This window comes from Nocardia heshunensis (genome assembly GCF_054782115.1).
In genome coordinates this window covers 1,044,184-1,068,813 of record NZ_BAAGTC010000009.1, presented here as the reverse complement: position 1 = coordinate 1,068,813, position 24,630 = coordinate 1,044,184, and the positions used below count along the sequence as shown (strand labels likewise).

23 protein-coding genes and 2 tRNA genes are annotated in these 24,630 nt (G+C 68.5%); 11 read left to right on the top strand and 14 right to left on the bottom strand.

All coding sequences use genetic code 11. From position 1 onward, the window contains the following. Positions 1-110: 110 nt before the first annotated feature. Positions 111-1,070, bottom strand: a complete 960-nt coding sequence (locus tag ACYVN4_RS33145; RefSeq protein ID WP_460725910.1) for a bifunctional riboflavin kinase/FAD synthetase — start codon at positions 1,068-1,070, stop codon at positions 111-113. Positions 1,071-1,290: 220 nt separating this feature from the next. On the opposite strand from ACYVN4_RS33145, the gene ACYVN4_RS33140 reads away from it, so the two are divergent. Further along, positions 1,291-2,055, top strand: a complete 765-nt coding sequence (locus ACYVN4_RS33140; RefSeq protein WP_379356174.1) for a metal-dependent transcriptional regulator — start codon at positions 1,291-1,293, stop codon at positions 2,053-2,055. A 4-nt stretch (positions 2,056-2,059) separates the two neighbouring features. On the opposite strand, the gene ACYVN4_RS33135 is transcribed toward ACYVN4_RS33140, so the two are convergent. Next, entirely contained in the window at positions 2,060-2,794 is a 735-nt protein-coding gene (locus tag ACYVN4_RS33135; RefSeq protein WP_460725909.1) for an SDR family oxidoreductase, read from the bottom strand. A gap of 135 nt (positions 2,795-2,929) precedes the next feature. On the opposite strand from ACYVN4_RS33135, the gene ACYVN4_RS33130 reads away from it, so the two are divergent. Beyond that, positions 2,930-4,342, top strand: a complete 1,413-nt coding sequence (locus ACYVN4_RS33130) for a family 1 glycosylhydrolase (protein ID WP_460725908.1) — start codon at positions 2,930-2,932, stop codon at positions 4,340-4,342. 12 nt (positions 4,343-4,354) lie between these two features. Here the strand turns inward: ACYVN4_RS33130 and ACYVN4_RS33125 are convergent, their stop codons facing one another. The 6 genes from ACYVN4_RS33125 to npt all read right to left on the bottom strand — a co-directional run bounded on the left by ACYVN4_RS33125 (position 4,355) and on the right by npt (position 8,173). Next, entirely contained in the window at positions 4,355-5,248 is an 894-nt protein-coding gene (locus tag ACYVN4_RS33125) for a LysR family transcriptional regulator (RefSeq protein ID WP_460725907.1), read from the bottom strand. A 173-nt stretch (positions 5,249-5,421) separates the two neighbouring features. Continuing rightward, a tRNA-Met gene (locus ACYVN4_RS33120) sits at positions 5,422-5,495 on the bottom strand. A 110-nt stretch (positions 5,496-5,605) separates the two neighbouring features. Then, positions 5,606-5,679 (bottom strand) — tRNA-Met (locus tag ACYVN4_RS33115). A 98-nt stretch (positions 5,680-5,777) separates the two neighbouring features. After that, positions 5,778-6,173 (bottom strand): ester cyclase, encoded by a 396-nt coding sequence (locus ACYVN4_RS33110; protein WP_460725906.1) that lies wholly within the window; start codon positions 6,171-6,173, stop codon positions 5,778-5,780. A 174-nt stretch (positions 6,174-6,347) separates the two neighbouring features. Further along, positions 6,348-7,499, bottom strand: coding sequence for a tRNA pseudouridine(55) synthase TruB (truB, locus tag ACYVN4_RS33105; protein WP_460725905.1), 1,152 nt, complete (start codon positions 7,497-7,499; stop codon positions 6,348-6,350). Continuing rightward, positions 7,499-8,173, bottom strand: coding sequence for a 4'-phosphopantetheinyl transferase Npt (gene npt / locus ACYVN4_RS33100; RefSeq protein ID WP_460726813.1), 675 nt, complete (start codon positions 8,171-8,173; stop codon positions 7,499-7,501). Before npt ends, truB begins: the two co-directional genes overlap by 1 nt. Before the next feature lie 234 nt (positions 8,174-8,407). Here npt and ACYVN4_RS33095 point away from each other — a divergent pair, with 234 nt between their 5' ends. From ACYVN4_RS33095 to ACYVN4_RS33085, 3 genes are read left to right on the top strand one after another with little or no spacing between them, the layout of a single operon-like run. Then, positions 8,408-8,971, top strand: a complete 564-nt coding sequence (locus ACYVN4_RS33095) for a (2Fe-2S)-binding protein (protein ID WP_460725904.1) — start codon at positions 8,408-8,410, stop codon at positions 8,969-8,971. Next, positions 8,968-9,975 carry an FAD binding domain-containing protein gene (locus tag ACYVN4_RS33090; RefSeq protein WP_460725903.1) on the top strand — a complete coding sequence of 336 codons (1,008 nt, stop codon included), beginning with the start codon at positions 8,968-8,970 and terminating at the stop codon, positions 9,973-9,975. The genes ACYVN4_RS33095 and ACYVN4_RS33090 overlap by 4 nt, the downstream gene beginning before the upstream one ends. After that, a complete protein-coding gene (locus ACYVN4_RS33085; protein ID WP_460725902.1) occupies positions 9,972-12,215 on the top strand; it encodes a xanthine dehydrogenase family protein molybdopterin-binding subunit in 2,244 nt (747 codons plus the stop codon). Before ACYVN4_RS33090 ends, ACYVN4_RS33085 begins: the two co-directional genes overlap by 4 nt. Positions 12,216-12,218: 3 nt before the next feature. On the opposite strand, the gene ACYVN4_RS33080 is transcribed toward ACYVN4_RS33085, so the two are convergent. Beyond that, the gene (locus ACYVN4_RS33080) at positions 12,219-12,791 is read right to left on the bottom strand and encodes a TetR/AcrR family transcriptional regulator (RefSeq protein ID WP_460725901.1); all 573 of its coding nucleotides are present in this window, start codon (positions 12,789-12,791) and stop codon (positions 12,219-12,221) included. Positions 12,792-12,930: 139 nt separating this feature from the next. Between ACYVN4_RS33080 and ACYVN4_RS33075 the strand changes: the two genes are divergently transcribed. Continuing rightward, positions 12,931-13,551, top strand: coding sequence for an SRPBCC family protein (locus tag ACYVN4_RS33075; protein WP_460725900.1), 621 nt, complete (start codon positions 12,931-12,933; stop codon positions 13,549-13,551). Positions 13,552-13,728: 177 nt separating this feature from the next. Next, positions 13,729-13,941 carry a cold-shock protein gene (locus tag ACYVN4_RS33070; RefSeq protein ID WP_460726811.1) on the top strand — a complete coding sequence of 71 codons (213 nt, stop codon included), beginning with the start codon at positions 13,729-13,731 and terminating at the stop codon, positions 13,939-13,941. A 23-nt stretch (positions 13,942-13,964) separates the two neighbouring features. Here ACYVN4_RS33070 and ACYVN4_RS33065 read toward each other — a convergent pair whose 3' ends face one another. The 4 genes from ACYVN4_RS33065 to ACYVN4_RS33050 form a co-directional block, all read right to left on the bottom strand. Beyond that, positions 13,965-15,029, bottom strand: a complete 1,065-nt coding sequence (locus ACYVN4_RS33065; RefSeq protein WP_460726809.1) for an XdhC family protein — start codon at positions 15,027-15,029, stop codon at positions 13,965-13,967. A gap of 87 nt (positions 15,030-15,116) precedes the next feature. Next, on the bottom strand, positions 15,117-16,070 hold the full coding sequence (locus ACYVN4_RS33060) for a metallophosphoesterase family protein (RefSeq protein WP_460725899.1): 954 nt from the start codon (positions 16,068-16,070) through the stop codon (positions 15,117-15,119). An 85-nt stretch (positions 16,071-16,155) separates the two neighbouring features. Continuing rightward, the gene (locus tag ACYVN4_RS33055; protein ID WP_460725898.1) at positions 16,156-18,576 is read right to left on the bottom strand and encodes an Ig-like domain repeat protein; all 2,421 of its coding nucleotides are present in this window, start codon (positions 18,574-18,576) and stop codon (positions 16,156-16,158) included. A 21-nt stretch (positions 18,577-18,597) separates the two neighbouring features. Then, positions 18,598-20,280: an Hsp70 family protein gene (locus tag ACYVN4_RS33050; protein ID WP_460725897.1), complete on the bottom strand. Its 1,683-nt coding sequence runs from the start codon at positions 20,278-20,280 to the stop codon at positions 18,598-18,600. Positions 20,281-20,329: 49 nt separating this feature from the next. Here ACYVN4_RS33050 and ACYVN4_RS33045 point away from each other — a divergent pair, with 49 nt between their 5' ends. The 3 genes from ACYVN4_RS33045 (at position 20,330) to ACYVN4_RS33035 (ending at position 22,840) form a co-directional block, all read left to right on the top strand. Then, positions 20,330-20,848, top strand: a complete 519-nt coding sequence (locus ACYVN4_RS33045; protein WP_460725896.1) for a nucleotide exchange factor GrpE — start codon at positions 20,330-20,332, stop codon at positions 20,846-20,848. Between the two features lie 61 nt (positions 20,849-20,909). Further along, positions 20,910-21,698: an SDR family NAD(P)-dependent oxidoreductase gene (locus tag ACYVN4_RS33040; protein ID WP_460725895.1), complete on the top strand. Its 789-nt coding sequence runs from the start codon at positions 20,910-20,912 to the stop codon at positions 21,696-21,698. Next, entirely contained in the window at positions 21,695-22,840 is a 1,146-nt protein-coding gene (locus ACYVN4_RS33035; RefSeq protein WP_460725894.1) for a Rieske 2Fe-2S domain-containing protein, read from the top strand. The genes ACYVN4_RS33040 and ACYVN4_RS33035 overlap by 4 nt, the downstream gene beginning before the upstream one ends. A 9-nt stretch (positions 22,841-22,849) precedes the next feature. On the opposite strand, the gene ACYVN4_RS33030 is transcribed toward ACYVN4_RS33035, so the two are convergent. Next, positions 22,850-23,929: a Gfo/Idh/MocA family protein gene (locus tag ACYVN4_RS33030; RefSeq protein ID WP_460725893.1), complete on the bottom strand. Its 1,080-nt coding sequence runs from the start codon at positions 23,927-23,929 to the stop codon at positions 22,850-22,852. A 116-nt stretch (positions 23,930-24,045) separates the two neighbouring features. Between ACYVN4_RS33030 and ACYVN4_RS33025 the strand changes: the two genes are divergently transcribed. After that, positions 24,046-24,630 (top strand): TetR/AcrR family transcriptional regulator, encoded by a 585-nt coding sequence (locus tag ACYVN4_RS33025; protein ID WP_460725892.1) that lies wholly within the window; start codon positions 24,046-24,048, stop codon positions 24,628-24,630.

Genomic DNA, 24,630 nt, shown 5'->3' with positions numbered 1-24,630 from the left:
AACCCGATTGGGCAGCAACCGCGGACCGCAGCAAACCCGACGTGCCACCTTACCGGAGCGGTTGTTTCCGGCGGAAATCGGCCCTGCCAACCCGGTCCGAAGGGGCGAGGCTATTCACCGGTCTCGTCGTCGAGCACCTTGCGGGCCTGATCGACGTCCTTGCCGATGGCCTCCACCAGATCCTCGATGGAGTCGAATTTCCGCATGCCGCGCAGCTGTTCGACGAAATCCACCGCGACGTGCTTGCCGTAGAGGTCGGCGTCGAAATCGAGGATGTGCGGCTCGACGGTGCGATTGCGGCCGTCGAAGGTCGGATTGGTGCCCACGGAGATGGCGGCCATGTGTCGTTCGCCCGCCAGCGCGTCACCGGGTTCCAGCACGGTGAACCAGCCCGCGTACACGCCGTCGGCGGGGATCGCCGCATGCATGGTCGGGGCCACGTTCGCGGTCGGGAAGCCCAGGCCCTTGCCGCGGCCGTCGCCGTGCACGACCACGCCCTCGACGCGGTGCGGGCGGCCCAGCGCCTCGGCGGCCGCACCCACATTGCCGTCGCCCAGGCAGCCGCGAATGTAGGTGGAGGAGAAGGTGACCGCGTGCTCACCGAGCAACTGCACGCCGTCGACATCGAAGCCGTGCTCGCGGCCGAGTTCGCGCATGGTGTCGAGGGTGCCCGCGGCCTGCTTGCCGAAGGTGAAGTTGTCGCCCACCACGACCTCGGACACGTGCAGCCGATCGACGAGCAGCTCCTCGACATATTCCTGCGGGGTGAGCTTCATGAAGTCGCGGGTGAACGGCATCACCACGAACACGTCGATACCGAGTTCCTCGACCAGTTCCATCCGCCGGTGCAGCGTGGACAGCTGCGCCGGATGCGAACCGGGTCGCACCACGTCCAGCGGATGCGGGTCGAAGGTCATCAGCACCGACGGAACACCGCGCACCGCAGCGGATTTCACCGCGCGGCTGATGAGCTGGGCGTGACCGCGGTGCACGCCGTCGAACACCCCGATCGTGAGGACACACCGGCCCCAGTCCGCGGGCATCTCGTCGAGGCTTCGCCATCTCTGCACAGAGGAAGCCTACGCAAAGCGCGTCACAGACAATATTCGGCCGTGCCGATCTTCACGGGTGGAAGCATGCCCGTCACCGTGCGTTCACCGGGGCGGGGGCTTGCCGCGGCACGGTGCCTGCGCTCTGGACAACACGGTCCCTGCGCTCGGCGCGGCATCGCCCCTACCAGCGTGCGAGCCGATGTGGGAAACCGCGCCAGGTGTGCCTAAGCTCGGGTACGTGCCCGGAAAACGAGACATCGCCACCCGCCGCGAGTTGGCCGATACGTCCGCATCTTCCGAATCTCACGGGACCACCACGACCCATGCCACCAGCATCGCGCCGGAGCTGTCCTCGGTCGCGCAGGACTACCTGAAGGTGATCTGGACGGCCCGGGAGTGGTCGCAGGAAAAGGTGACGACCAAGCTGCTCGCCGAGAAGATCGGGGTGTCCGCGTCGACGGTGTCGGAGGCGGTGCGCAAGCTGGCCGACCAAGGACTCGTCGAGCACGCGCGCTACGGGTCCATCACCCTCACCGAGGACGGGCGCCGCGCCGCCATCGCCATGGTGCGCCGGCATCGGCTCATCGAAACCTTCCTGGTCAACGAGCTCGGCTACGGCTGGGACGAGGTGCACGACGAGGCCGAGGTGCTCGAGCACGCGGTCTCCGAAACGCTGATGGAGCGCATCGACGCCAAACTCGGCCACCCCGACCGGGATCCGCACGGCGACCCCATCCCGTCGGTCGACGGCGCGGTCCCCACTCCCCCGGCCCGGCAGCTCAGCGATTTCGACGCCGGTGAATCCGGCCGGGTGGCCCGCATCTCCGACTCCGACCCGGCCATGCTGCGCTACTTCGATTCCCTGGGCATCGCCCTGGACACCCCGATCGCGGTGGTCGAGCGCCGCGACTTCGCGGGCACCATCGCCGTGCGCGTCGAGGAACGCACCATCGACCTCGGCAGCATTGCCGCCGAGGCCATCTGGTTGAGCGAGGCGCACTAGCGGGTCAGACCAGCCGGTGGCCGCCGTCGACGTGCAGCACGGTGCCGGTGATGAACGGGTTGTGGATCACCGAAAGCACCGCCGCCGCAATGTCTTCCGGGCGCCCCAGGCGCTGGGCGGGGAGCTTGTCGGCCATGGCCCGCAGGCGCTCGTCCTTGTCGTCCCAGGGCATCGCGTCCCAGATGTCGGTGAGCACCCAGCCGGGCGAGACCGCGTTAACCCGAATCGGGCTCAACTCCACCGCGAGTGCCCGCGCCAAGCCCTCGAGCGCGGCGTTCACCGCGGCCACCATGGCCCCGCCGACCGCCGGGCGGTAGGCGGCAATGCCGGAAATGAAGGTGAGCGAGCCGTTCTCGCTCAGCCGCGCGTGCTTGGCCAGCAGCATCGTCCCGATCAGCTTGGTCTCGATCATGCCGCGGCCGTGTTCGAAATCGAAGTTTGCGATGGGCCCGTAGGAACCCCTGATATCCGCAGCGGTGGTGATGACGTGATCGACGGTCCCGACCGTCTCGAACAGCCGCGCAACCTGCTCCTCATCGGTGACGTCCGCGGCGATGGCGGTGAGTTTGCCGTCGCCGAGTTCGCGGACCGCGTCGGCCAGCCGCTGCTCCGAGCGCCCGACGATGATCACCTCGTTACCCTCGGCCAGCAGCGCGTCGGCGATCGCCTGGCCCATTCCGGAGCCGCCACCCACGACCACCACTCGGCCGGTCCGTCCTTCGAATCCCTTGTCTGTCATGACTTTCAGTCAACTCGCAGCGCGCATCACGGTCCACGACGCGCGATCGAAGGCGTGTGAGGCCCGGGCTAACGCCGGAGGTGATGTGGCCGAATCGGTCGCATATTGGACGAGTGACCAGTATGGTCCCCGGGTGTGAAACGTTCACGAGTCATGTGCTCGATGTTGACCGCGCTGGCCGTCATCGCCGGGAGTGCCGCCGTCGCCGCGGCGGACCCCGCCGACATCGCCGGGTCCGGCAGTTCCAGCGGGTCGGGTAGTGGTTCGGGCAGCGGGTCGGCCTCCGGGAGTGCGAGCGGGTCCGGGACCGGTAGCTCGGGCGCGCCGACCAGCGTTCCAGCGCTGGGGCCGGACTTCCTGTGGGGCGTGGCCATGGCGGGGTTCCAGTCCGAAGGGCATGCACCCGACAGCAATTGGCTGCGGTATGCCAATTCCGGGAAAGCGCATGACACGTACCGGAATTCGGTCGATTTCTACGACCGGTATGCCGAGGACATCGATCTGGCCGCGGGCATGGGGCTGAAGGTGTACCGGCTGTCCATCGAATGGGCGCGGGTGCAGCCGCAGCCGAACACCTGGGACGAGAACGGCTTCCAGTTCTACGACCGGGTCATCGCGAAGATCAAGGCGGCTGGGATGCGGCCGATGCTGACCCTGGACCACTGGGTGATTCCCGGCTGGGAGGCCGATCGCGGTGGCTGGAAGAACCAGGGCATGGTGGCGGATTGGCTCACCAATATGCGTCGCGTCGTCGACCGGTACGCCGCCGACGACCCGATGTGGGTGACCATCAACGAGCCGATGGGCTATGTGGCGCAATCGATTCAGATCGGCGACATCGGGCTGCTCGACGCCCCGGCCATGTTCGATCGGCTGGTCGCCGCGCACAGCGGCATCTACGACTACATCCACCAGCGGCAGCCCGGCGCACGCGTGACCAGCAATATCGCGCAGTACCCGATGGTGCAGAACCTGACCGACCTGCTCTTCGCCGACCGGGTCAAGGGCAAGCTCGATTTCGTCGGCCTCGACTTCTATTACGGTGTGTCCCTGCAGCATCTGCCCAGCGCCTCGCTGGTGGGCAGCGACCTGTGGAACAACGCCATCGAACCCGAGGGCATCTACTACGACCTGCGCACCTACGCCGAGAAGTTCCCCGGCCTGCCGCTGTATGTGGTCGAGAACGGCCTGCCGACCGATGACGCGGCACCACGCGCAGACGGCTACGACCGCGCCGATCATCTCCGCGACACCGTCTACTGGCTGCAACGCGCCAAGGCCGACGGCATCGACGTCATCGGCTACAACTACTGGAGCCTCACCGACAACTACGAATGGGGCAGCTACTCACCGCGATTCGGCCTCTACACCGTCGACGTCCGCAACGACCCGAGCCTGACGCGGCACCCCACCGACGCGGTACCCGCCTTCAAAACCATCACAGCCGCCCAGGGCGTGCCCGCCGACTACCGCCCGACCCGTAAACCGGCCCTCTGCTCGATCGTCACTCCGTTGGAGAGCTGCCTGCGGCCCGTGTCGGTCCCCTGACGGTCAGGCGGATCAGTCCGAGGACAGCCGCAATCCGCCCGCGAGCGCGTCGGCCATGGTGTGCAGCAACGGGTTGCGGGTGGTGGCGCGCCAGGCGGCCGCGTAGGTGATGACCAGCGGGCGCGGCTGCAGCGGCCGCCAGACCAGGCCGGGCACCGCGGCGGTGCGGGCGGAGCCCACGCCGATGGCTTCGGGACGCAGCGGCAGCAGTTGCAGCATCTGCGCGTGGCTCATGGCGCTGTCGCTGAGCACCACCGAGGCGCCCCGCTCCCGCAACTGCTCGAGCACCGAGTCGTGGACCTCCGGTGCCGCATCGCGGGCGAACATGATGAGTTCATGGCCGCCGATGCGGGACGGTTCCACCGAACCCGCTGCGGCCAGCGGATTCTCCCGGGACATGACGATCCCCAACTCCTCGTCGGCGATCGGCGTGCAAGTGAGATGGTCGGCCAGGCGCACCGGCAGGCGCAGCACCGCGAGATCGACCTCGTCGCGATCGAGCAGTCGGGCCTGATCGCCGCTCGTGCCGGTGGTGAGGGCGACCCGCACCCCCGGCTGCCGCGCCTTGAGCAGCGCCTCCATCCGGCCGGGCAGCCATTTCGGCGCGCCGTTCACGATGCCGAGCCGGAACACCGCATTGCCGGGCTGCGCGATCGCGCGGGTCTCCCGCAGCGCGATCTCGGCGGCCTCCAGGACATTTCGGGCATTCTTCAGCAGCACTTCCCCGGCCGCGGTCAACTCCACCCCGTGGTTGCCGCGAATGAGCAACGGCCCGCCCACTTCCCGCTCGATGGCGCGAATCTGCTGGCTCAACGTCGGAGTCGAAATGAACAATCGCTCCGCCGCCCGCCGAAAATGCAGCTCCTCCGCCACCGCGACGAAATACCGCAACTGCCGCAACTCCACCCCTGAACCGTACGCGGCCCCCACACCCGAACCACAACCCCGCGGAAACCCGCCGTGCGCGACACCCCGCGCGCGACCAGCCGGAACCGCCGCCGCCCACCGGCATTCGGCGACCGTGTCGAGGGCCGGTGACACGAAACGGCCCCGGGACGGTGATCCCGGGGCCGTGCACGTCGCGAGGGCAGGATTCGAACCTGCGATCTCCGGCATATGAGACCGGCGAGCTGACCGGCTGCTCCACCCCGCGTCGAGGGTTCTCACGCTACGGAGGACGTCGCCACGCGGCCAGCGAATTACGGCGCGACCGGTGTCGCGGAACGGCGACGGCCCCGGGCTGAAACCCGGGGCCGTCGGTCGTAGCGGGGGCGGGATTCGAACCCGCGACCTCTGGCATATGAAACCAATGCGCTGCCTAACTGCGCTACCCCGCGTCGAGGTATTTCACGCTACGCTCGCGGGCTCGTGCGTCGCCAGCGATTTTCGGTCGCGTCCGCACTGCTTGCCGCCGAATAGGTTGTCGGACTTGGGGTTACGCCCAGCCGGGATGCGGTGAAGGCTGGGTGACGGTGGCCCAGCGTTCGGCGATGCGGCGGCCCTGGAAGCGCCAGAGGACGAAGCCTTGGAAGGTCATGGGCTGGCCGGTGGCGCGGTCGGTCCAGCGCCAGATGTTGCGGCACATGACTTTGTCGCCCTCGGCGAGCATGTCGACCACGGTGACGTGCAGGTCGGGCATGGCCTCGTACATGCCGAGCATCATCTTCTCGTCGCCGGTGAGGTCGGTGGGCCTGCCGCCGGGGCCGTCGTGGTCGAGGAAGTCGGGGGTCATGTTGCGGTGGATGACCGCGGCGTTGCGCCGGTTCACGAACTCCTCGAAGTGGTCGGCGACAAACTGCTTCATGGATTCCTGCGACAGGTCGGTGGCCATGATCGCCTCCTCTACGCGGCCGAACGACCTTTCCATGGTGCGCCCGGCAGCATCGACCGCGGGCACGATTGGGCAGTGCCGGGTCGGCGGTTGGGCAGTGCCACGCGGAGATTCGCCGTCGGCGGTGCTGCGCGGCGATTCGCCTCCGGCGGGTCCCGCGCAGAGTTACACCGCTCAGAGGTTGGCGGGGCGCACCACCATCACCGAGGCGGCGCGCTTGCCGGACTCCTTGATCAGCGCGACAGCGTGTCCGGCCGGGTCGATGGCGGCGTAGACGCCTTGCAGACCAATCGGTTCCAGCCAGCGGCCGTTGCGCAGATCCCCCGCCTCGGCCTCGGTGATCTCACGGACCTCGAAGGCGGTGCGTACGGCGGCATCGATATCCAGGCTCAGCATGGGCTCACCGGCGGCGGCCGCTGCGGCCAGCTGTTCGAGGGTGCGGGCATGCTCGAGGGTGAAGGGGCCGACGCGGGTGCGCCGCAGCGCGGTGAGATGTCCACCGACGCCCAGCTTTTCACCCAGATCGCGGGCCAGCGCACGAATGTAGGTGCCCGACGAGCACTCCACCTCGACATCCAGGTCCACGAATTGTGTTGTCCCGGTGTCGATATCGCGGCGCTCCAGCACCTCGAAGCGGCTCACGGTGACGGGCCGGGCGGCCAGCTCCACCTCTTCACCGGCGCGGGCGCGGGCGTAGGCCCGCTCACCATTGATCTTGATCGCGCTGACGGTAGCGGGGACCTGCTGGATGTCGCCGGTCAATTCCGCGACGTACTTTGCGATCTCGGCATCCTCGAGATGCCCGGCCGCGGTCGTCGCGGTGACCTCGCCCTCGGCGTCATCGGTGATCGTGGACTGCCCCAGCCGGATGGTGGCGGTGTAGGCCTTGGTGGTCAGGATCAGCTGGCCGAGCAGTTTGGTGGCGCGCTCCACGCCCAGCACCAGCACGCCGGTGGCCATCGGGTCCAGGGTGCCGGCATGCCCGACCTTCTTGGTGCGCAACAGTCCTCGACCCTTGGCGACCACGTCGTGACTGGTCCAGCCACCGTCCTTGTCGACGATGACCAAGCCTCCGAACGCATCGACGAGCGGCGGCAACTTCTCGCGCCGGGGCGGTCGCGGCTCACGGGTCCGCTTGTCCCGCTTGCCCTCGGCGGACATCTCGCGTGTGTCCACGGTGGCCTTGTCGCGCTCCTCCGCGGCAGGCTTGTCCGGCCCGTCCCCGGTGGACTCGGCGCGCTCGTCCCCAGCGGGCTTGTCCAGCCCGTCCGTGGCGGACTTGTCGTACTCGGCCGCGGCGGGCAGGGTGCCCGGATCGGTCATCATCACGCCTCCACGATCGCGGTCAGGATGAGGCCGTCGCTGATCAGCCAGCGGCCGTCGAACGAGCTCAGCGGGGTGCCGCCGTCGGTCACCTGGCCGGGGATCAGCAGGTCGGTGTGGAAGGTGCCCGCACCGCCGCCCGCGGACTCCTCGTCCACGGTGAAAGTGATGTGCGCGTCCTCGAATCCGAGCCAGCGGCCGGTCAGCGGACGCCACGCCTTGTAGGTGGCCTCCTTCGCGCAGAACAGCAGCCGGTCCAGGTGCAGGTCGGTGCCGGGCAGCACGGCGGCCAGCCACTCACGCTCGGGCGGCAGGCTCACCGATTCCAGCACCCCGTCGGGGAGCCGGTCGTGCGGTTCGGCGTCGATGCCGATGGATCGCACCCGCAGCTTGTGCCCGAGCGCGGCGGCCTTGTACCCGTCGCAATGGGTCAGGCTGCCGACGATGCCGCGCGGCCAGGCGGGCGCTCCGTCCTCGGCCTTGCCGATGGCGACGGCCGGTTCGCCGAGCTGCGTGAGCGCCTGCCGGGCGCAGTACCGCGCGCCGATGAAGTCGCGCCGCCGTTTCTCCACCGCGCGGGCGATCAGATGTTCCTCGCCGGGATGCGGTTTCAGGTCCTCCGGGTACACCGTCAGCTCGGCCGCGGCGACCCCGTTGGGCAGAATCCTGCCGAGTATGCGCGCCGACTCCGTCGCCGCGACTGCCCGCTCCTCGATGACCGCCTCCTGCTCGCGTCCTGCACTGCCGGATCGAGCCTACCGGGCAGGCCGGGACCGCCTGACCGCTCGTACCGGCCGCGATCGTGGCCGCGCGCACTCTCGCGAACGTTGCTAGGCTTTTGCCAGCTCATCCCAACCGCAGTCCGGCAACCATCGCGGTACTCCTGCAGTCCGCGAGGCAGGAGGCGAGGCATGACAGTCGAACCGTCGAAACGGACCGGCATCGCACCGGCCGAATTCATCGGGCCCACCCGCACCATGACCACCCTGCGCGTCAACGGCCACGAGTACTACACGGTCCTGGAACCACGCACCAGCCTGCTGGACGCCCTGCGCGAGCATCTGCACCTGACCGGCACCAAGAAGGGCTGTGATCAGGGTGGTTGCGGGGCCTGCACGGTGTGGATCGACAACCGGCGCGTGCTGGCCTGCCTGACGTTGGCGCTGGCCGCCGAGGGCCGCGAGATCACCACCATCGAGGGCATTGCCGACGGGGACCGGCTGCATCCGGTGCAGCAGGCGTTCCTGGAGACCGACGGATTCCAGTGCGGCTACTGCACTCCCGGGCAGATCATGTCGGCCATCAAATGCATCGAGGAGGGCCACGCCGAATCCGGCGCCGAGATAGCGGAGTGGATGAGCGGCAATATCTGCCGGTGCGCGGCGTATCAGAACATTCGTGACGCCGTCTGCCAAGGCCGGGATGCCATGCTCCAGGACCGAGATACCGTGCGGCGCCAGGGCGGTGCGTCATGAAGCCGATCGCCTACGCCCGCCCAACCACCGTCGAACAGGCCGTCAGCACCGTGACCGCCAGGCCCGCAACGGTTTTCCTGGCCGGTGGCACCACGCTGGTGGACATGCTGCGCATCGGCGCGATGGAGCCGGACAATATCGTCGACATCACTTGGCTGCCACTGGGCGGCATCACCCATACCCCCGATGGCGGGCTGCGCATCGGCGCCCTGGCCAAGATGAGCGAGGTGGCGGCGGAACCCGGTGTGATGGAACGCTATCCGTTCCTGTCGGTGGCCCTGTGGAAAGGCGCGTCGGCGCAGTTGCGCAATATGGCGACCATGGGCGGCAACCTCATGCAGAAGGTGCGCTGCTCGTACTTCCGGGAGCCCGAAAGCGCCTGCAACAAGCGCGATCCCGGCTCGGGCTGTGACGCTGTCGACGGCCTGCACCGCGGGCACGCGATCCTGGGCACCAGCCCGCAGTGCTTCGCCACCCATCCCTCGGATGTGGCGATCCCCCTGGTCGCCCTGGATGCGATGGTCACCGTGTGGGGTCCGCGTGGGGAACGCCGTATCGCCTTCGGCGACTTCTTCCTGCTGCCCGGCACCACCCCGCACCTGGAGCATCCGATCGCGGCCGACGAACTGATCACCCGCATCGACGTGCCCGCCCTGCCGTTCGCGCGCCACTCGCACTACCTGAAGGTCCGCGACCGGGAGTCCTACGAATTCGCTCTCACCTCCGCGGCGGTGGCGTTGAGCGTCGCGGACGGCACCGTGCTGGATGTGCGGATCGGGTTGGGCGGCATCGCCACCAAGCCGTGGCGGGCCCGCATCGCCGAGCAGATGCTCATCGGCGTCTCGGCCACCCGGGAGAACTTCGCCAAGGCCGCCGCGACCGAACTGCAGGCCGCCGACACCTCGCATCCCATGAACGCCTTCAAGGCCGAACTCGCCCAGCGCACCCTGGTGCGAGCACTGGAAACGGTAGCGCAGCAGCTGAATTCGGGAGGCAAACGATGACCGCCACCGCGGCCCGGCCGCTGGTCGGGCAGGGCTTCGATCGCATCGACGGGCGCGCCAAGGTGACCGGCGCGGCGCAGTACACCGCCGAGGTGCCGTTGCACGGACTGGCGCACGCGGTGCTGGTGGGCGCTCGAATCGGCAGCGGCACAGTGCTGTCCGTCGATGTCACCGCGGCGCTCGCGGCCGGGGCGGTCGCGGTCTACACGCACGAGAACCTGCCCAAGGTGGCGGCGATCCCGCCGCAGTGGCCGTCCGGGTTCGGCGGCCCCTCCCCCGGGCAGACCTTCTTTCCCATGCAGGACACCGCGATTCACTACTACGGCCAGCCCATCGCGGTGGTCGTGGCGGACACCTTCGACATCGCGCAGCACGCGGCGGAACTCGTCACCGCCCGCTACGACGAGGGCCACCCGCTCATCCGGCTCGCGGACGGACGCCACGCGCAGTATCAGCCGGAGAAGGTGTTCTGCGATCTTGTGCCGGCGGTGCAGTCGCGCGGCGACTTCGACTCCACTCTGGCCTCCGCCGCCCATTCGGTCGATCTCACTTACCATTTCGCCGCCAACCACCACAATCCCATCGAATGCTCGGCCACGGCCGCGAGCTGGGACGGCGATACCGTCACCGTCTACGACGCCACCCAGGGCGTGTCGGCCACCCAGGCCACCGTGGCCGCCTACCTGGGCATGTCACCCGGCCACGTGCGCGTCGTATCGCACTATGTCGGTGGCGGTTTCGGGGCCAAGGCCCTGATCTGGCCGCACGTCACCCTCGCCCCCATGCTCGCCCGCGAGCTGGGGCGGCCGGTCAAGGTGGTGCTCACCCGCGAGCAGATGTTCTACGGCACCGGATTGCGCGAGGAACAAGAGCAGCGCGTCACCATCACCTGCGACGACCGCGGCACCTTCACCGGTCTGCGGCACCACAAGCTCTCGGTCACTTCACCTTTCGACAACTGGGCCGAGGTGTCACTGGGCGTGGCCGGGCAGGCGTACGCGATTCCCCACTGGGACGGCCAATATCGCCTGATTCGCGGCAACACCATGACCCCGACGTTCATGCGCGGGCCCGGCGAGGCGTCGGGCATGCTCGCCCTGGAATGCGCCGTCGACGAGCTCGCGACCGCGATCGGACGCGACCCCATGGCATTACGGCTGCACAACCACGCCACCATCGACCCGGAGAGCGGGCATCCGTGGAGCTCCGACGGGTATGCCGAATGCGTGCGTGTCGCCGCCGAACGCTTCGGCTGGCCCGACACCGGTCGCGGTCCGGCCCGCACCGACGGGAGCTGGGTCCTCGGCTGGGGCATGGCCACCGCCGGATATCCGGTCTACGAACCGGGGCAACCGCAGCGGGCGCACGCGCGGCTGCTGGCCGACGGGGCATTGATCGTGCAGGCGGGCACCCAGGAGTTCGGCACCGGCGTGGCCACCACCATGGCGCAGGTGGCCGGGGACGCCATGGGCATCGAATTCGACCGCATCCGAGTCGATATCGGCGATACCGACTATCCGAACATCGCCGCGGCGGTCGGGTCCATGGGTGCGGGCATGATCAGTGCGGCCGTGCACACCGCGTGCACCGATCTGCGCCAGCAGGTGATCGCGCTGGCGGTGGGTGACCCCGAGTCGCCGCTGCACGGCCGGATCGCGCTGGAGATCGAAACCGTCGCGGGCCGGTTGCGGGTGCGGTCGAATCCCGCGGTGGGCGAGACGTATTCGGCGCTGCTGGCGCGGCATCACCTCACCGATGTGGAGACCATCGGCACCTGGCATCCCCCGGCCGCGGATCTGCCGTTCGGCCGCATCAGTTTCGGGGCACAGTTCGCGGAGGTGGCGGTCGATCCCGAGCTCGGGTTGGTGCGGGTGCGGCGGATGGTCGGCGCGTACGCGCCCGGGCGGGTGCTGAATGCGAAGCTGGCGCGCAGTCAGGTGCTGGGCGGGATGAACTGGGGGCTGTCGCAGGCCCTGATGGAGGCGACGCTGCCGGATCGGCGCAGCGGGGCGTGGGCCAATCCCTCACTGCTGGAATATCTGCTGCCCGTCAATGCGGACGCGCCCGAGGTCGACATCAGCTTCGTCGAGGTCGCCGACGGGATCGTCAATCCGCTGGGTGTGAAGGGACTCGGCGAGCTCGGGATGATCGGGGCGGCCGCGGCCATCATCAACGCGATTTCGCACGCCACCGGAAAACACCTGCGCGAGATCCCGGTTCGTATCGAACATCTGCTCTGAGGGTCAGCCGGTCACCAACTGGTCGACCTCGGCGGCGAACAGCGCGGCCGGGTCGAAGTCCATCCCGGTGAAATGCCCGGCCAGCTCCAGCGACAGCACACCGTGCACCCGGGTCCAGAACGACAGGGCCCGGGGCAGGGCCTGCTCGGCCCGGACCGGCAGTTTGGCGTGGGCGGCGCTGAGCACGGTCATGATCTCGTCGGAGATCAGCGTGGTGTCCGCCGGCGCGTGATAGCCGGGGACGGGTGTGCCGTAGAGCAGGAAGTAGCGCTGCGGATCGCACAGCGCCCATTCCCGGACCACGTGCGCCAGTCCGGCCACGTCCGCGCCCGCGTCGAAGGCGGTACGGACGGCGTCGGCGAGGCTGCGATACGCATCGCGGATGAGCTCGGTGATCAAGTCGTCGCGCCCGGCGAAGTACCGGTAGAGCGCGGGACCGCTCATGCCGACCTGCTTGGCAATCGCATTGAGCGACAAGGCGGAAGCGCCGGAGGTCGCGATCTGCTCCCAGGCGCGCTCCTTGATCTCCGCACGGATCTGCTCGCGATAGCGCTCCCGCGAACTCGTCGCACCCACCACAGCGGCTCCTCGGTTCAGCTCGTCGGCGTCGTTCAGTTAGAGGTTATCACTTTCCCTATTGACTCTAACCATCGATCGGTTATAGCTTCTAACTAAATCGATAGCTTCTAACAAGTCGCGAATCAGGAGCAGCATCATGAACCGCACCCCCGCCCCGAAGTCCCGCCGCCGCGCAGCCCTGCTCGGCCTCGCACTGACCGCCGGAATCCTCGGCGCCACAACCACTCCCGCCGCCGCCGACACCCCGGAGCCCGCCCCGCTGAACTGCGAGGGACAGACCATCGACCTGGCCGCCCCCATCCACTACCGGACCGAGGCGCTCATCAAGGCGCCCCTGGACACCATCTGGAACCTGCAGACCGACGTCGAACGCTGGCCCGCCTGGCAGCCCCCGGTCGCCACCGTGCAGCGCCTGGATTCCGGTCCGCTGCAGCCGGGTTCGAGCTTCCACTGGACCACACCCGTCCCCGCCAGCGCCTCGACGCCCGCGACCACCCTCGGCATCACCTCCACCGTCCAGCAGGTCGGCGATCACCGATGCCTGCGCTGGACCGGACCCGCCGTCGGCGACGGGTTGACCATCGAGGGCGGCACCCATGTGTGGACATTCACTCCCGTCGCCGACGGCGTCCTCGTACAGACCGAGGAGAACTGGACCGGAGCGCAGGTAGAAGCGGACATTTCGACCTCCACCGGGTTCCTCGGCGCAGGCCTGGAAGCCTGGCTCACCGAGCTCCGAACGGCAGCGGAACACTGAACTCGCGCAGCGCAAACACCGGGGTGAGGACGGGGAGTCGTATTGTCGACGGCAATCCCCGACGGGGCTCACCGCTCGAGAAACCCTCCCGCGATGGCCCGACAAGGGATGATCAAGAAAGTGACGGGCATCCTGACCGTCATTGCTCGTCCCCCCTCATACGAAATGAGTTTGGCTATGGCCGACAGGCAGAGCGGGACCGTGAAGTTCTTCAACGACGAAAAGGGGTTCGGCTTCATCGCACCCGATGGTGGAGGCGATGACCTGTTCGTCCACTTCAAGGCGATCGAGAGCGATGGCTTCCGATCCCTCAAGGACGGCCAGCGCGTGTCGTTCGTCGCGGCCCGCGGCCAGAAGGGCATGCAGGCCGAACAGGTCCGCCCGGAGTGATTCAGCAGTGAACCCTGAGTAATTCAGCGGTGAATCGGGCCGTCCCCCTCATCGAGGGGACGGCCCGAAGCTCCGCCTGCCTCCGCGATGATCTGGGCGGCGATGGACACCGCGGTCTCCTCGGGGGTCGAGGCATTGAGGTCCAGGCCGAGCGGACTGCGCAGGCGGCCGAGGCGGTCGGGTCCGATGCCCGCGGCCGCCAGCCGCGCAACCCGGTCCCGATGGGTGCGACGCGATCCCAGCGCTCCGACGAAGGCGAGGCCGGGGAGCTCGAGCGCCGCGGCGAGCATGGGGACATCGAATTTGGCGTCGTGGGTGAGCACGCATACGACGGTGCGGGCGTCGAGGCGACCGCAGTCGTGTTCGCGGCGCAGATAGCGGTGCGGCCAGTCGACCACGACCTGCTGAGCGGCGGGGAATCGGGTTGCGGTGGCGAAGGTTTCGCGGGCATCCACGACGGTGACCCGGTAGCCGAGTTGCGCGCCGAGCCGACTCAGGGCGCGGACGAAATCATTGGCCCCGGCCAGGATCATGCGCGCGGGGGAACCGAAACTCTGCACGAAGGCGCGCGGCGGGTAGGGCGGCTCGCAATCCGCGGAACCGATGGTGCCGGTGCGACCGGATCTGGCCATGTTCACCGCGTCCCGGCTGATGTCGGCGGCCGTGTCGACGGGCCCGATCAGCTGCCACGCGGGTGAGCCGGTGAGGGTGGTCGCCAACGCGATGGACCGTCCGTCGTGAATCGCCTGTTCGAGCGCCTCGAGGTCGGGCAGGCGCTCGGCTCCGACGGGTTCGATGAAGACTTCCAGCTCACCGCCGCAGGTCAAGCCGATGGCGATGCCGTCCGGGTCGGCGATGCCGTAGTGCTCGAGCACCGCGCATCCGGTGGCCAGGACGTCGCCCGCCGACTCGACGACCGCGGCCTCGACACAGCCGCCCGACACCGATCCGATGACCTCGCCGGTGGCGGTGACGACCATGGCGGCACCGAGTTCGCGCGGCCCGGCACCGGTCACGGCCACCACTCGCGCCAGCGCGACCGGGCCCTGCCGGACCCGATCGATGAGCTGCGCCAGCACATCACGCACGCCCACCATCTTCACAGCTCAATAGCCTTGGCGCACGCCGTGCCACGCGCAGGGCAATGCTTCGGCTACCCGCCGGGGATGGACCGCTCAGACGCCGCGACGCCGTTCGGCGGTTTCCTTCATCTTCAGGGCGGCCGCCCGCATCTCCGGGGTGATCTTGAAATGGCCGCCCCACTCGTTGAGGGTGTCGCCGTAGTCCGGGACGGGCAGGATCTGGCGCAGCAGCGGGTCGGGCACGCCGCGGCGCTGCCATTCGCGCGGGTAGCCGAGCGAGACCTCTTCGAAGCGGACCCCGTCGTACCAGGTGGTGCGCGGAATGTGCAGGTGGCCGTAGACCATGCACACCACGTTGTAGGTGGTATGCCAATCCGAGGTGAGGTCGGTGCCGCACCAGAGCGCGAACTCCGGGTACCACATCATGTCGACCGGCTGGCGGACCAGCGGCCAGTGGTTGATGAGCACCAGCGGGGTCTCGGCGGGCAGCGCGTCGAGGCGGCGCTGGGTGTACTGGACGCGGGCGTGACACCAGGCATCGCGGGTCAGATACGGCTCGGCCGAGAGCAGGTATTCGTCGGTGGCCACCACATTGCGGTCCTTGGCGATGGCCAGGCCCTCGGCCTTGGTCTTCGCGCCCTTGGGCAGCCACGAGTAGTCGTAGAGCAAGAACATGGGGGCCAGCGTCACCGCGCCGCCGTAGTTCTCCGCGCCCGCGCCCTCCCACACCGGGAACGGGTCCTCCGGGGTGATCACGTCCGCGTCCCGGCACAGCGACACCAGGTAGTCGTAGCGGGCCGCGCCGTGCATCTGCACGGGATCCTTTGCGGTGGTCCACAATTCGTGATTGCCGGGCACCCAGATGACCTTGGCGAAGCGGGCGCGCAGGGTCTCCAGCGCCCAGCTGATGTCATCGGTCTTCTCCCCGACGTCACCGGCGAGAATCAGCCAGTCCTCGGGCGAATCCGCGCGAATCGCCTCGACCACCGGCTTGTTGCCCTGATGACCGACATGGATGTCGCTCACCGCCATCAACTTCGGAGTCACCCGGTTCCGCCTCTCTGTTCACGACCGATCACTGCGGCAACAGCCCCGGCCCCCACCAGATTCCCACGCCCGTCGCGAGCGGTGCTCAGCGCACCCAGCGGATGCGGGCGGCGGCGGCGAAGCCGGTAGCGACGGTGAGGCTTCCGCCCGTGTCGCGGCGGCAGGAGGCGATGGCGATGTGGCAGGGGCGCGGGATCTCGGGCGGGATGCGGACGCCGCCCTCGATTTCGTAGCGCATGTTGGTGACCTTCCAGCGGCGGGCATGCGGATCGTGCGGGTCGACCGGGGGCGCGTCGGGGCGGGCCACCACCATGACCTCGGTGATGCCGGTGGGCCACTCGAAGACCAGCAGGCCGCGCTGTTCGGTCAGGCCACGGACCGTGGGCATGCCGCTGGGGCGGTCGTCGGCGGTGCCGCGCGCCGTGTCGGCGTCCGATGTGCCGTCGGAGCGGGTCATTTCGGAGGTGCGGCCGGAGATCGACGCGACCACGCCGTAGACGGGCACGGCACCCGTGGAACCCGCGCCGCCGTCCTCGAGCGCGGTGCCGCGCGTGCGGCCCACCACTCGCCAGGACCCATCGACCAGCAACCGGGTCACCCGGTATTCCACCTGCTCGGTGGCCGAGGCGAGCCAGGCGATCACCACGGTCCCGTCCGGTTCCCGGCTGGCCGTCACCCGACCGGGCGCACCGACTCGCAACTGCGCCAGCGCCGCTCGCGCCTCCGCGTGATCGGCACACACTTCCAGCACGGCCAGCACCGCCCGCAATCGCGCGTCCGGCGGCTCCGCCGGCGCATCCTCGAACATTCGCCCCGCCTGAATAACCGCCGCCCGCGCCCGCCCGCTCAGCAGTTCCCGACTGGCCCCTCGCGGATCCGGATTCACGACATCCATCGCCCGCCGCTCCAGGAAATCCAGATGCTCGGTCAACGCCTCCACGAATCGTCGCCCCGCACAAGCGGATACAGCCGCCCGCCAATGCACCACCGCCTCGTCCAGCACGCGCCGAACCTCCTCGGCCACCGCCCGCACCGCTGTCGCCCCGACCGCATCGTCGCCAACGCCGCGCCGCGCATCCTCGACAAACCCGGCCGCCTCCCGAGGCCGCCCCGCCCGCAACGCCCCCCGCGCCGCCCGCAACGCCGCTTCCCACGGACGCCCGGCCCGCGCACCGGCCCCGAATGCTCCGGTCGCATTCTCCCGCGCACCACCGCCGCCATAGGGCGTCCGCTGCCAGTGCGCCGGATCGGGAGGACCGAACCCGCGCTCGCCACCCGAATCCCGGTGCGCGCCGGTCGCACTCGAAGAGCCACCGGCTGCCGCACCCGCGTCGCGGGACGAGGCCCCGCCGCGCCGCGAATCCTGCCGCGCTCCACCGGTTTCCGTCGCCTCGTTCGACGCACGAGTGGCGGCCTCGCTCGAATCTCCCCGCGCGCTGCGACCATCCGCCGATCCGCGTTCCGCCCCGCCGGGGGTGACGTTTCCGGAGGCCGTGCCGCCGGGTGGGGCGGCGAGGTGTTCGCGGCCTTCGACGATGGTGCCGAGTTCGTCGGTGAGGGAGATGAGGATTCGTTCGGCGGTGGGGCGGTCGAGGCCGGCGGTGATGGCTTGGCCGAGGAGGTAGTCGAAATCGGCTGCTACGAGGAGGTCTTCGACCAGGACGGCGGCGCGGACCTGGGGGCGGAGTTGGTCGGTGACGGCGTCGATGACGGATTGGAGGTAGGCGTCGACCAGGTCGCCGCCGGGTTCGAGGAGGTCGGCGATGTGGACGAGGAGTTCGTCGAGGACTACTCGGATGCGGCCGGGTGGGAGTTCGCGGGTGCGGGCGCGGAGAGCGTCGGCGCGGAGGCGGATCTCGGCGGTGTGGTGGGCGTCGGCGAAGTTCAGGCCGAGGACGTAGAGCAGGGTGGGGACGGGGTCGTCGTCGCGGAGGCGCTCGAGTTCCAGCAGGAGTTTACGGATCTCCCGGCGGCGTTCGGGGCTCAGTTCGGGTGCGGCCGGAGGCGGTGTGGGCGTGGGTGATTCGTCGATGATGCGGTGGCGGCGGACGTGGGCGGCGATCTCGGCGGGGGTGAGGCCGCCCATCCGGCCGATGTCCTCGAGCCCGGGAATCTTGCCCGCGGGAATCCCGCCGTAGCGCTGCACCAGTCGGTCGATCGCGGCATCGAGCATCTCGAAGCGTTCGGCCTCGCGCCGCGCCCGCAACTGCCGTACCCGGTCGGCCTCGATGAGCCGGGACCCGGTCTGTAGCAAGGGTTCCGAGAGTTCGCGGTGCGCGTCGACCAGCAGCCCGGCCAGCACCCGGAATTTGGGATGGTCGCGCAGCTTCTGCCACAACGTCCACACCTGCTGCACCCGCGCCGCCACCTCGGCATCACTCAGCCGCGCGGCCTCCGCGAGCGGAATGTCGTAGAGCTCGAAGGCATCCGACTCCTCGATGCCGCCCCGGCGTTCGACGGCGGCGAGGACGCGTTTGCGATAGTCGTTGGGATCGAAGGCGTGCATGGCTTTTCGTCGACGGCGGCTTCAGGAGTTCCGGCGGCGGGTGCGCTGCAGTTGATCCAGTTCCCGCTCGACATCCGCCTGCGACAGAGTGGCCCCGGTCTGCACCGACAGCGTCAGCGGAATATCGGCGTCCACGTGATAGGCGGTCACGTGCAGCACCCCGTCGAAGCCCATCTCGAAGGTCACCCGGACCTCACTGCCCTCCGGATAGCCGGGTGGAATATCGCTGATCCGCCCTTCCACCAAGACTTTCGAGTCTTCGGGCCGGGTCGAGGCCGCCTGCCCCTGCTGCTCGACGATGGTCAGCTCGATCTGATCCTGATCGGCGCGCACCGTCCCGTAGGAGCGCTTCACCTTGATCGGCAGCGTCTGATTGCGATGCACCAGCCAGCTGGCCGCCAGTCCGTTGAACGGGTCCAGCGCCAGCACCCCGAACCCGCGCGATACCACGGTGTCGACCTGGATCTCGAGCATGCGCCGCACCAGACCCACCGGCTGCGCGAAGGAGTCGGCGACCCGTTTGAGCGCCGCCTCGAAATCGACCGGGTCGGCCTCGAAAAGCGCTGCACCGTCGCGTAGTCGGCCGCGGGTGATCAGGTCGGCGGCCACCAGCCGCTCCATCTCGAGCTTCTCGCCGTAGAGGGCGGCGCCGCGCGCCACCGACAGGTCCGGGTCGCTCAGCTCGCCGAAGAGCCCGAATTCCTTCTGCAGTTGTTCGGCCACCATCGGCATTCGCGACGAGCCGCCGACCAGCAGTAGCCGATCCACGTGCCGCACCCCGCGCTGCCCGGCCGCGGCCAGCACGGCCCGGGTGAGGTCGAGGGTGCGCCGCATGAGCGAGGCGGTCATGGCCTCGAGTTCGCCGCGGGTCAGCTCGATGACGGCCCGCGCGCCGTCGTGCGCGATCACCACCTCGGTGGACTCGGCGGTGGTGAGTTCGTGTTTGGCCTGTTCGGCGGCGAGGACCAGCAGCTGGGAGCCGACCGAATCGTCCAGCGGGTCTTCGGCATCCGGGTTGGCGGCGCAGAAGCGTTGCGAGAGATGCAGTGCCAGCCGCTCGTCCCAATCCGCGCCGCCGAGTTGATGGTCGCCCTCCACGGCCAGCACCGAGATGCGCCGGTCGGCCAGTTCGATGACGGTGGCGTCGAAAGTACCGCCGCCGAGGTCGTAGACGAGCACGGTCTCACGGGTCGGACCCTTGTCGATCTCGATGCCGCCGTCCAGCCGCCCGAAACCGTAGGACAGTGCCGCCGCGATGGGTTCGGACAGCACGCCCGCCACATCGAAGCCCGCATACGTACCGGCCTGGATGGTGGCGCGGCGTTCCTCGTCACCGAAGTAGGCGGGCACCGTGATCACGACTCGCCGCACCGGTTCACCGCCGCCGAATTCGGCATCGGCGGCAAGGCTTTTGAGAATGAGCGAGGACACCGCGGGCGCGGACCACAGCTGCCCGTGCGCGCCGAAGCGCCATTCCGCATCCCCCATGCGGCGTTTCACCAGCGTGCAGACGTGGTCGGGGTCCAGGCGGGCCTGTCGCCGCGCGCCCTCCCCCACCACGTGATCGGTTGCCGAGGCGAACAACACGACAGACGGGACGGTCGGTTCGCCATTCAGTCCGATCAGCACCTCCGGCCGGCCATCCGCGTCGATTGCCGCAATTGCCGAATTCGTTGTGCCAAGATCGATTCCGTAGACCCCCACGTCGGCGATGGTAGCAGCCGGGACCGACGGCTGGGTCTATCGTTCCAGCATGACCGATCCAGCCCCGGCGGCCGCGATGACCGAGGTATCCGACGCCCCCGCGCCGCTACCCACGACCAGCCTCGACCGCATTACCGAACGCATCGACGATCTGGCGCGGGTCATCGCGCGGCAGGCCGCCACCATCGAGCGACTAGCCGACGAGGCGAAGGTGCAGATCCGCGACGAGCGCGCCGAGGCGGACGCACCGATGCTGCGGGATCTGTTCGCCCTGCACGGGCTGGCCCAGACGTTTGCCTCCACCTCGAATTCGGAGGCCGACCGCCCGGGCTTCGAGGCGATCAGCCGCCGCGTGGAACGCATGCTGACCGAACGCGGCGGTCAACTGGTGACGCCGTTCCGGGGTGCGGCCTTCGATCCGGACGTCATGGAGGCCGCCGAGCTCTCCGATACCGATGACCCGGAGGCGGACCGGACCGTAGAGTCCGTTATTCAGCCCGGCCTGACCGTCGGGGATCGGTCCATTCGCCCGGCGAAAGTCGTTGTCCGCCGGTATCGCCGGGCCTGATTCGGCCACGCCCGAAAACTGACACTTGTTCTATTAATCACAAGTGCTTAACCTCGGGCACATGACCTATTCCTCCGCGACCGCGATCGTGACGGGTGCCGCTTCCGGCATGGGGCGCGCGCTCGTCACCCGGCTGCTGACGCAGGGCGCGGCCGTCTACGCGGTGGATCGCGAAGTGGCGGGGCTGGATTCACTGGCGGCCGACAGCCGCGGCGATCTCACCACCATGGTCGCCGACGTCACCGACCGCGAGGCCCTGGCCGAGGTGGTGGACCGCGCCGTCGCCGAACACGGGCGGCTGGATCTGATGTTCAACAATGCGGGCATCGTGGTCGGCGGCGACTTCGCGGAGATGACCGACACTGTCTGGAACAAGATCGTCGACGTCAATTTCTGGGGCGTCGTGCACGGCACCCAGCTCGCCTACGCGCACATGCTCAAACAGGGTCGCGGGCACATCATCAACACCGCCAGCAGCGCGGGCGTCATGCCCGTCGCGCGCTCGACCGCCTACGCCGCGACCAAGCACGCCGTGGTCGGCCTGAGCACCTCGCTGCGCGCCGAGGCCGCTGCACACGGCATCAAGGTCAGCGTGGTGCTGCCCGGCGTGGTCGATACCGGCATCTTCGACAATGCCGTCAACCTGCCCGGCTACAACTACCGCGCCACCATCGACAAACTCCCCTTCGCCAAGGTGACGCCCCTGGCCGCCGCCGACGCCATTCTCGACGGCGTCGCGAAGAACAAGCAGTTCATCAGCTTTCCCGCCTACAACCGGATCATTATCGGGCTCAATCGAATACTGCCCGATGTGATGGCCCCGATCATCAATCGCGGAGGACGGCAATGAGTCAGAAGTATCGCAGCATCGATGTCGGCGAGCCGATGACCCGATTCGCCCGGGGCTGGCACTGCCTCGGGCTCGCGGAAACCTTCCGCGACGGACAACCCCACTCGGTCAACGCCTTCGGCACCAAAATCGTGATCTGGTCCGACAGCAAGGGCGAATTGCACGCGCTCGACGGGTATTGCCGCCACATGGGCGCAGACCTCGCCTACGGCAGCGTCAAGGACGACAATATCGCCTGCCCCTTCCACGATTGGCGCTGGCGCGGCGACGGCAAATGCGCCGCCATTCCCTACGCACGCCGCGTTCCGCCGTTGGCGCGCACCCGATCCTGGACCACCTGCGAGGAGAACGGGCAGTTCTTCGTCTGGAACGACCCGGAGGGCAATCCCCCGCAGCCGGAGGTCGCCATCCCGCACATCGAGGGCATGGGCACCGACGAGTGGAGTCCCTGGGACTGGAACAGCCTGCTCATCGAGGGCGCGCACTGCCGCGAAATCATCGACAACAACGTCGATATGGCGCACTTCTTCTACATCCACTTCGCGTACCCGGTGTACTTCAAGAATGTCTTCGAAGGGCATGTGGCCACCCAGTACTTGCATTCCAAGGGCCGCCCCGACATTCACGCGAAATCCAATTACTCGCAGGAGATGTCGCTGTTGCGTTCGGAGGCTTCGTATTTCGGGCCCTCCTACATGATCAACTACCTGCACAACGACTTCGGCGACAACACGGTGGAAGTGGCGCTCATCAACTGCCACTACCCCGTCACCCACAATTCCTTCATGCTGCAGTGGGGCGTCAGCGTGCAGCGCATCAAGGGCCTGCCGCCGGAGAAGTCCGGCAAACTCGCCAAGGCGTTCGGCAAGAGCTTCGGCGTCGGCTTCCTGCAGGACGTCGAAATCTGGAAGCACAAGACCCGCATCGACAATCCGCTTCTCACCCAGGAGGACGGACCCGTCTACCAGCACCGCCGCTGGTACGAACAGTTCTACGTCGACGTCGCCGACATCAAACCCGAAATGACCGACCGCTTCGAATACGAGGTCGACACCACCCTCGCCAACCAGCACTGGGAGGCCGAGGTCGCCGAGAACCTCGCCAAACAGGCCGCGGCCCAGGGCAACGGCTCCGGCGACTGACCTGCTCGGCTACACGACGCCGGTAACGCCACCCTCGGCTGCCGACCGCTCGATCGCGGCCAGCAGCCGGTGGTGGTGTAGCGCTGTCTCGAAACTCGGATGCGGTTGCCGCCCTTCGGCAATGGCGCACGCGACCTCCCGGTAGAGGGCCGCGATATTCGCGGGTGGACCCGACCGCACCTCGGCCGGGACGGTGCGATAGCCCTCGGGCACGGCCAGCACCTCGTCACCGATCCGAATATCCCAGTCACCCCAATGGATGAAGGTCCCGGGCTCGACCGGAGTGGCGATCAATGTCGCGTCGCTGCCCACGAATTCGAGCCGGAACCCGTCCCGAGCGGGCCCGTTGCCGCCGTGCACGGCGACGAGGGCGGTAGCGCCACCGGCCAGCAGTCCGTGCAGCAGCACGTGACTGGGCGTGGCATTGGGCACCGTCCGATCCGTCCCGGCAACCAGCACCCGATCGTGCGGCCGAGGCAGCCGGGCGGTCACTTCGATCAGCGGACCCGCGACGCGTTCGAGAGTGGCCAGGAAGTGACCGGCCATGATGGTCAGAACATTGGATCCCTCGGCCGGATCGAGGCCGAACACCAGGCTCGGCCAGATCCGGTTACCACCCCACGGTGCGCCTTCCGCCAGCAGCGCCACCGATTCGAGGGAGCCGATTCGCCCGTCCGCCAAGAGATCCGCAACGAAGCGGGCACTCGGCGAGTGATGGCCCTGCAACACGACCGCATGCACGACACCGGCGGCCTCCGCTGCCGCGGTCAGCTCGTCCGCCTCCTCGGCGTCGACGCCCAACGGCCATTCGGACACGACATGCTTGCCCGCCGCGAGCGCGGCCCTGATCAGCGCGGCATGCCCGGACGCCTTTACCGACACCACGACCAGGTCCACGTCGGGATGCGAAATCAGTTGGCCCGCATCCGCGAACGCGTGCCGGACACCGTGCGCGGCGGCTACCCGGTCCGCGCTCGCCTGGCCGGTGGTCGCGACCGCGGTCACCTCGAACTCCTCGAGTGCCGTGAGCGCGGGCAGATGTGAACTGTCCGCCCAACCGCTGGCTCCGACGACTCCGACTCGGATCATTCGCACCACTCCCTCAGTTCTGTACCGTCCGGTAAGAAATTAGGTGGCGCGACGCCCGTCCGCAAGAGGTAATGTACCGATAGGTAAAGAACTCGTAGGGAGTGAAGGAGGACGGTATGCCCGGCGGACGCCCCCGCTCGTTCGACGCCGACGCCGCCCTCGACCAGGCGCTGGAAGTGTTCTGGCGCAACGGTTTCGAAGGCACCTCACTGACGGATCTGACCACCGCGATGGGCATCAACAAGCCCAGCCTCTATGCCGCCTTCGGCAACAAGGAAGAGCTGTTCGGCAAGGTCCTCACCCGCTATCTCGACGGCCCCGGCGCCTACGCCACCGCCGCCCTCGACGCCGCAACCGGCCGTGAGGTGATCGAGCGACTGATCCAGGGTGCCGTCGAACTGACCGCCGGTGCGCGCACGCCCCGAGGTTGCCTGTGCGTCAAGACCGTTCAGGCCCACGGACCCGACACGGAAGCCGCCCGCCGCGACGCGGGCGCGGTCCGCAAGGCCGGGGAGACGGCACTGCGCCGACGACTCGAACAGGACACCGACCTACCCACCGGTTTCGATGCCGCGAGCTTGGCTGCACTCGTACACACCATCTCCGACGGCATCGCCGTCCAGGCCGCGGCCGGGCGCAGCCGCGCCGAACTACGGCGCATCGGCGACACCGCGGTGCGCGCACTGTACGCCCAGCCCTGA

What these genes read in the sequence shown, in the direction of transcription:
- ACYVN4_RS33030 (WP_460725893.1), bottom strand. Translation starts at nt 23,929, where the DNA reads ATGATCCGAGTCGGAGTCGTCGGAGCCAGCGGTTGGGCGGACAGTTCA.
- ACYVN4_RS33075 (WP_460725900.1), top strand. Translation starts at nt 12,931, where the DNA reads ATGAACCGCACCCCCGCCCCGAAGTCCCGCCGCCGCGCAGCCCTGCTC.
- ACYVN4_RS33110 (WP_460725906.1), bottom strand. Translation starts at nt 6,173, where the DNA reads ATGGCCACCGACCTGTCGCAGGAATCCATGAAGCAGTTTGTCGCCGAC.
- ACYVN4_RS33095 (WP_460725904.1), top strand. Translation starts at nt 8,408, where the DNA reads ATGACAGTCGAACCGTCGAAACGGACCGGCATCGCACCGGCCGAATTC.
- ACYVN4_RS33055 (WP_460725898.1), bottom strand. Translation starts at nt 18,576, where the DNA reads ATGCACGCCTTCGATCCCAACGACTATCGCAAACGCGTCCTCGCCGCC.
- ACYVN4_RS33025 (WP_460725892.1), top strand. Translation starts at nt 24,046, where the DNA reads ATGCCCGGCGGACGCCCCCGCTCGTTCGACGCCGACGCCGCCCTCGAC.
- ACYVN4_RS33090 (WP_460725903.1), top strand. Translation starts at nt 8,968, where the DNA reads ATGAAGCCGATCGCCTACGCCCGCCCAACCACCGTCGAACAGGCCGTC.
- ACYVN4_RS33040 (WP_460725895.1), top strand. Translation starts at nt 20,910, where the DNA reads ATGACCTATTCCTCCGCGACCGCGATCGTGACGGGTGCCGCTTCCGGC.
- ACYVN4_RS33035 (WP_460725894.1), top strand. Translation starts at nt 21,695, where the DNA reads ATGAGTCAGAAGTATCGCAGCATCGATGTCGGCGAGCCGATGACCCGA.
- truB (WP_460725905.1), bottom strand. Translation starts at nt 7,499, where the DNA reads ATGATGACCGATCCGGGCACCCTGCCCGCCGCGGCCGAGTACGACAAG.
- ACYVN4_RS33135 (WP_460725909.1), bottom strand. Translation starts at nt 2,794, where the DNA reads ATGACAGACAAGGGATTCGAAGGACGGACCGGCCGAGTGGTGGTCGTG.
- ACYVN4_RS33085 (WP_460725902.1), top strand. Translation starts at nt 9,972, where the DNA reads ATGACCGCCACCGCGGCCCGGCCGCTGGTCGGGCAGGGCTTCGATCGC.
- ACYVN4_RS33045 (WP_460725896.1), top strand. Translation starts at nt 20,330, where the DNA reads ATGACCGATCCAGCCCCGGCGGCCGCGATGACCGAGGTATCCGACGCC.
- ACYVN4_RS33070 (WP_460726811.1), top strand. Translation starts at nt 13,729, where the DNA reads ATGGCCGACAGGCAGAGCGGGACCGTGAAGTTCTTCAACGACGAAAAG.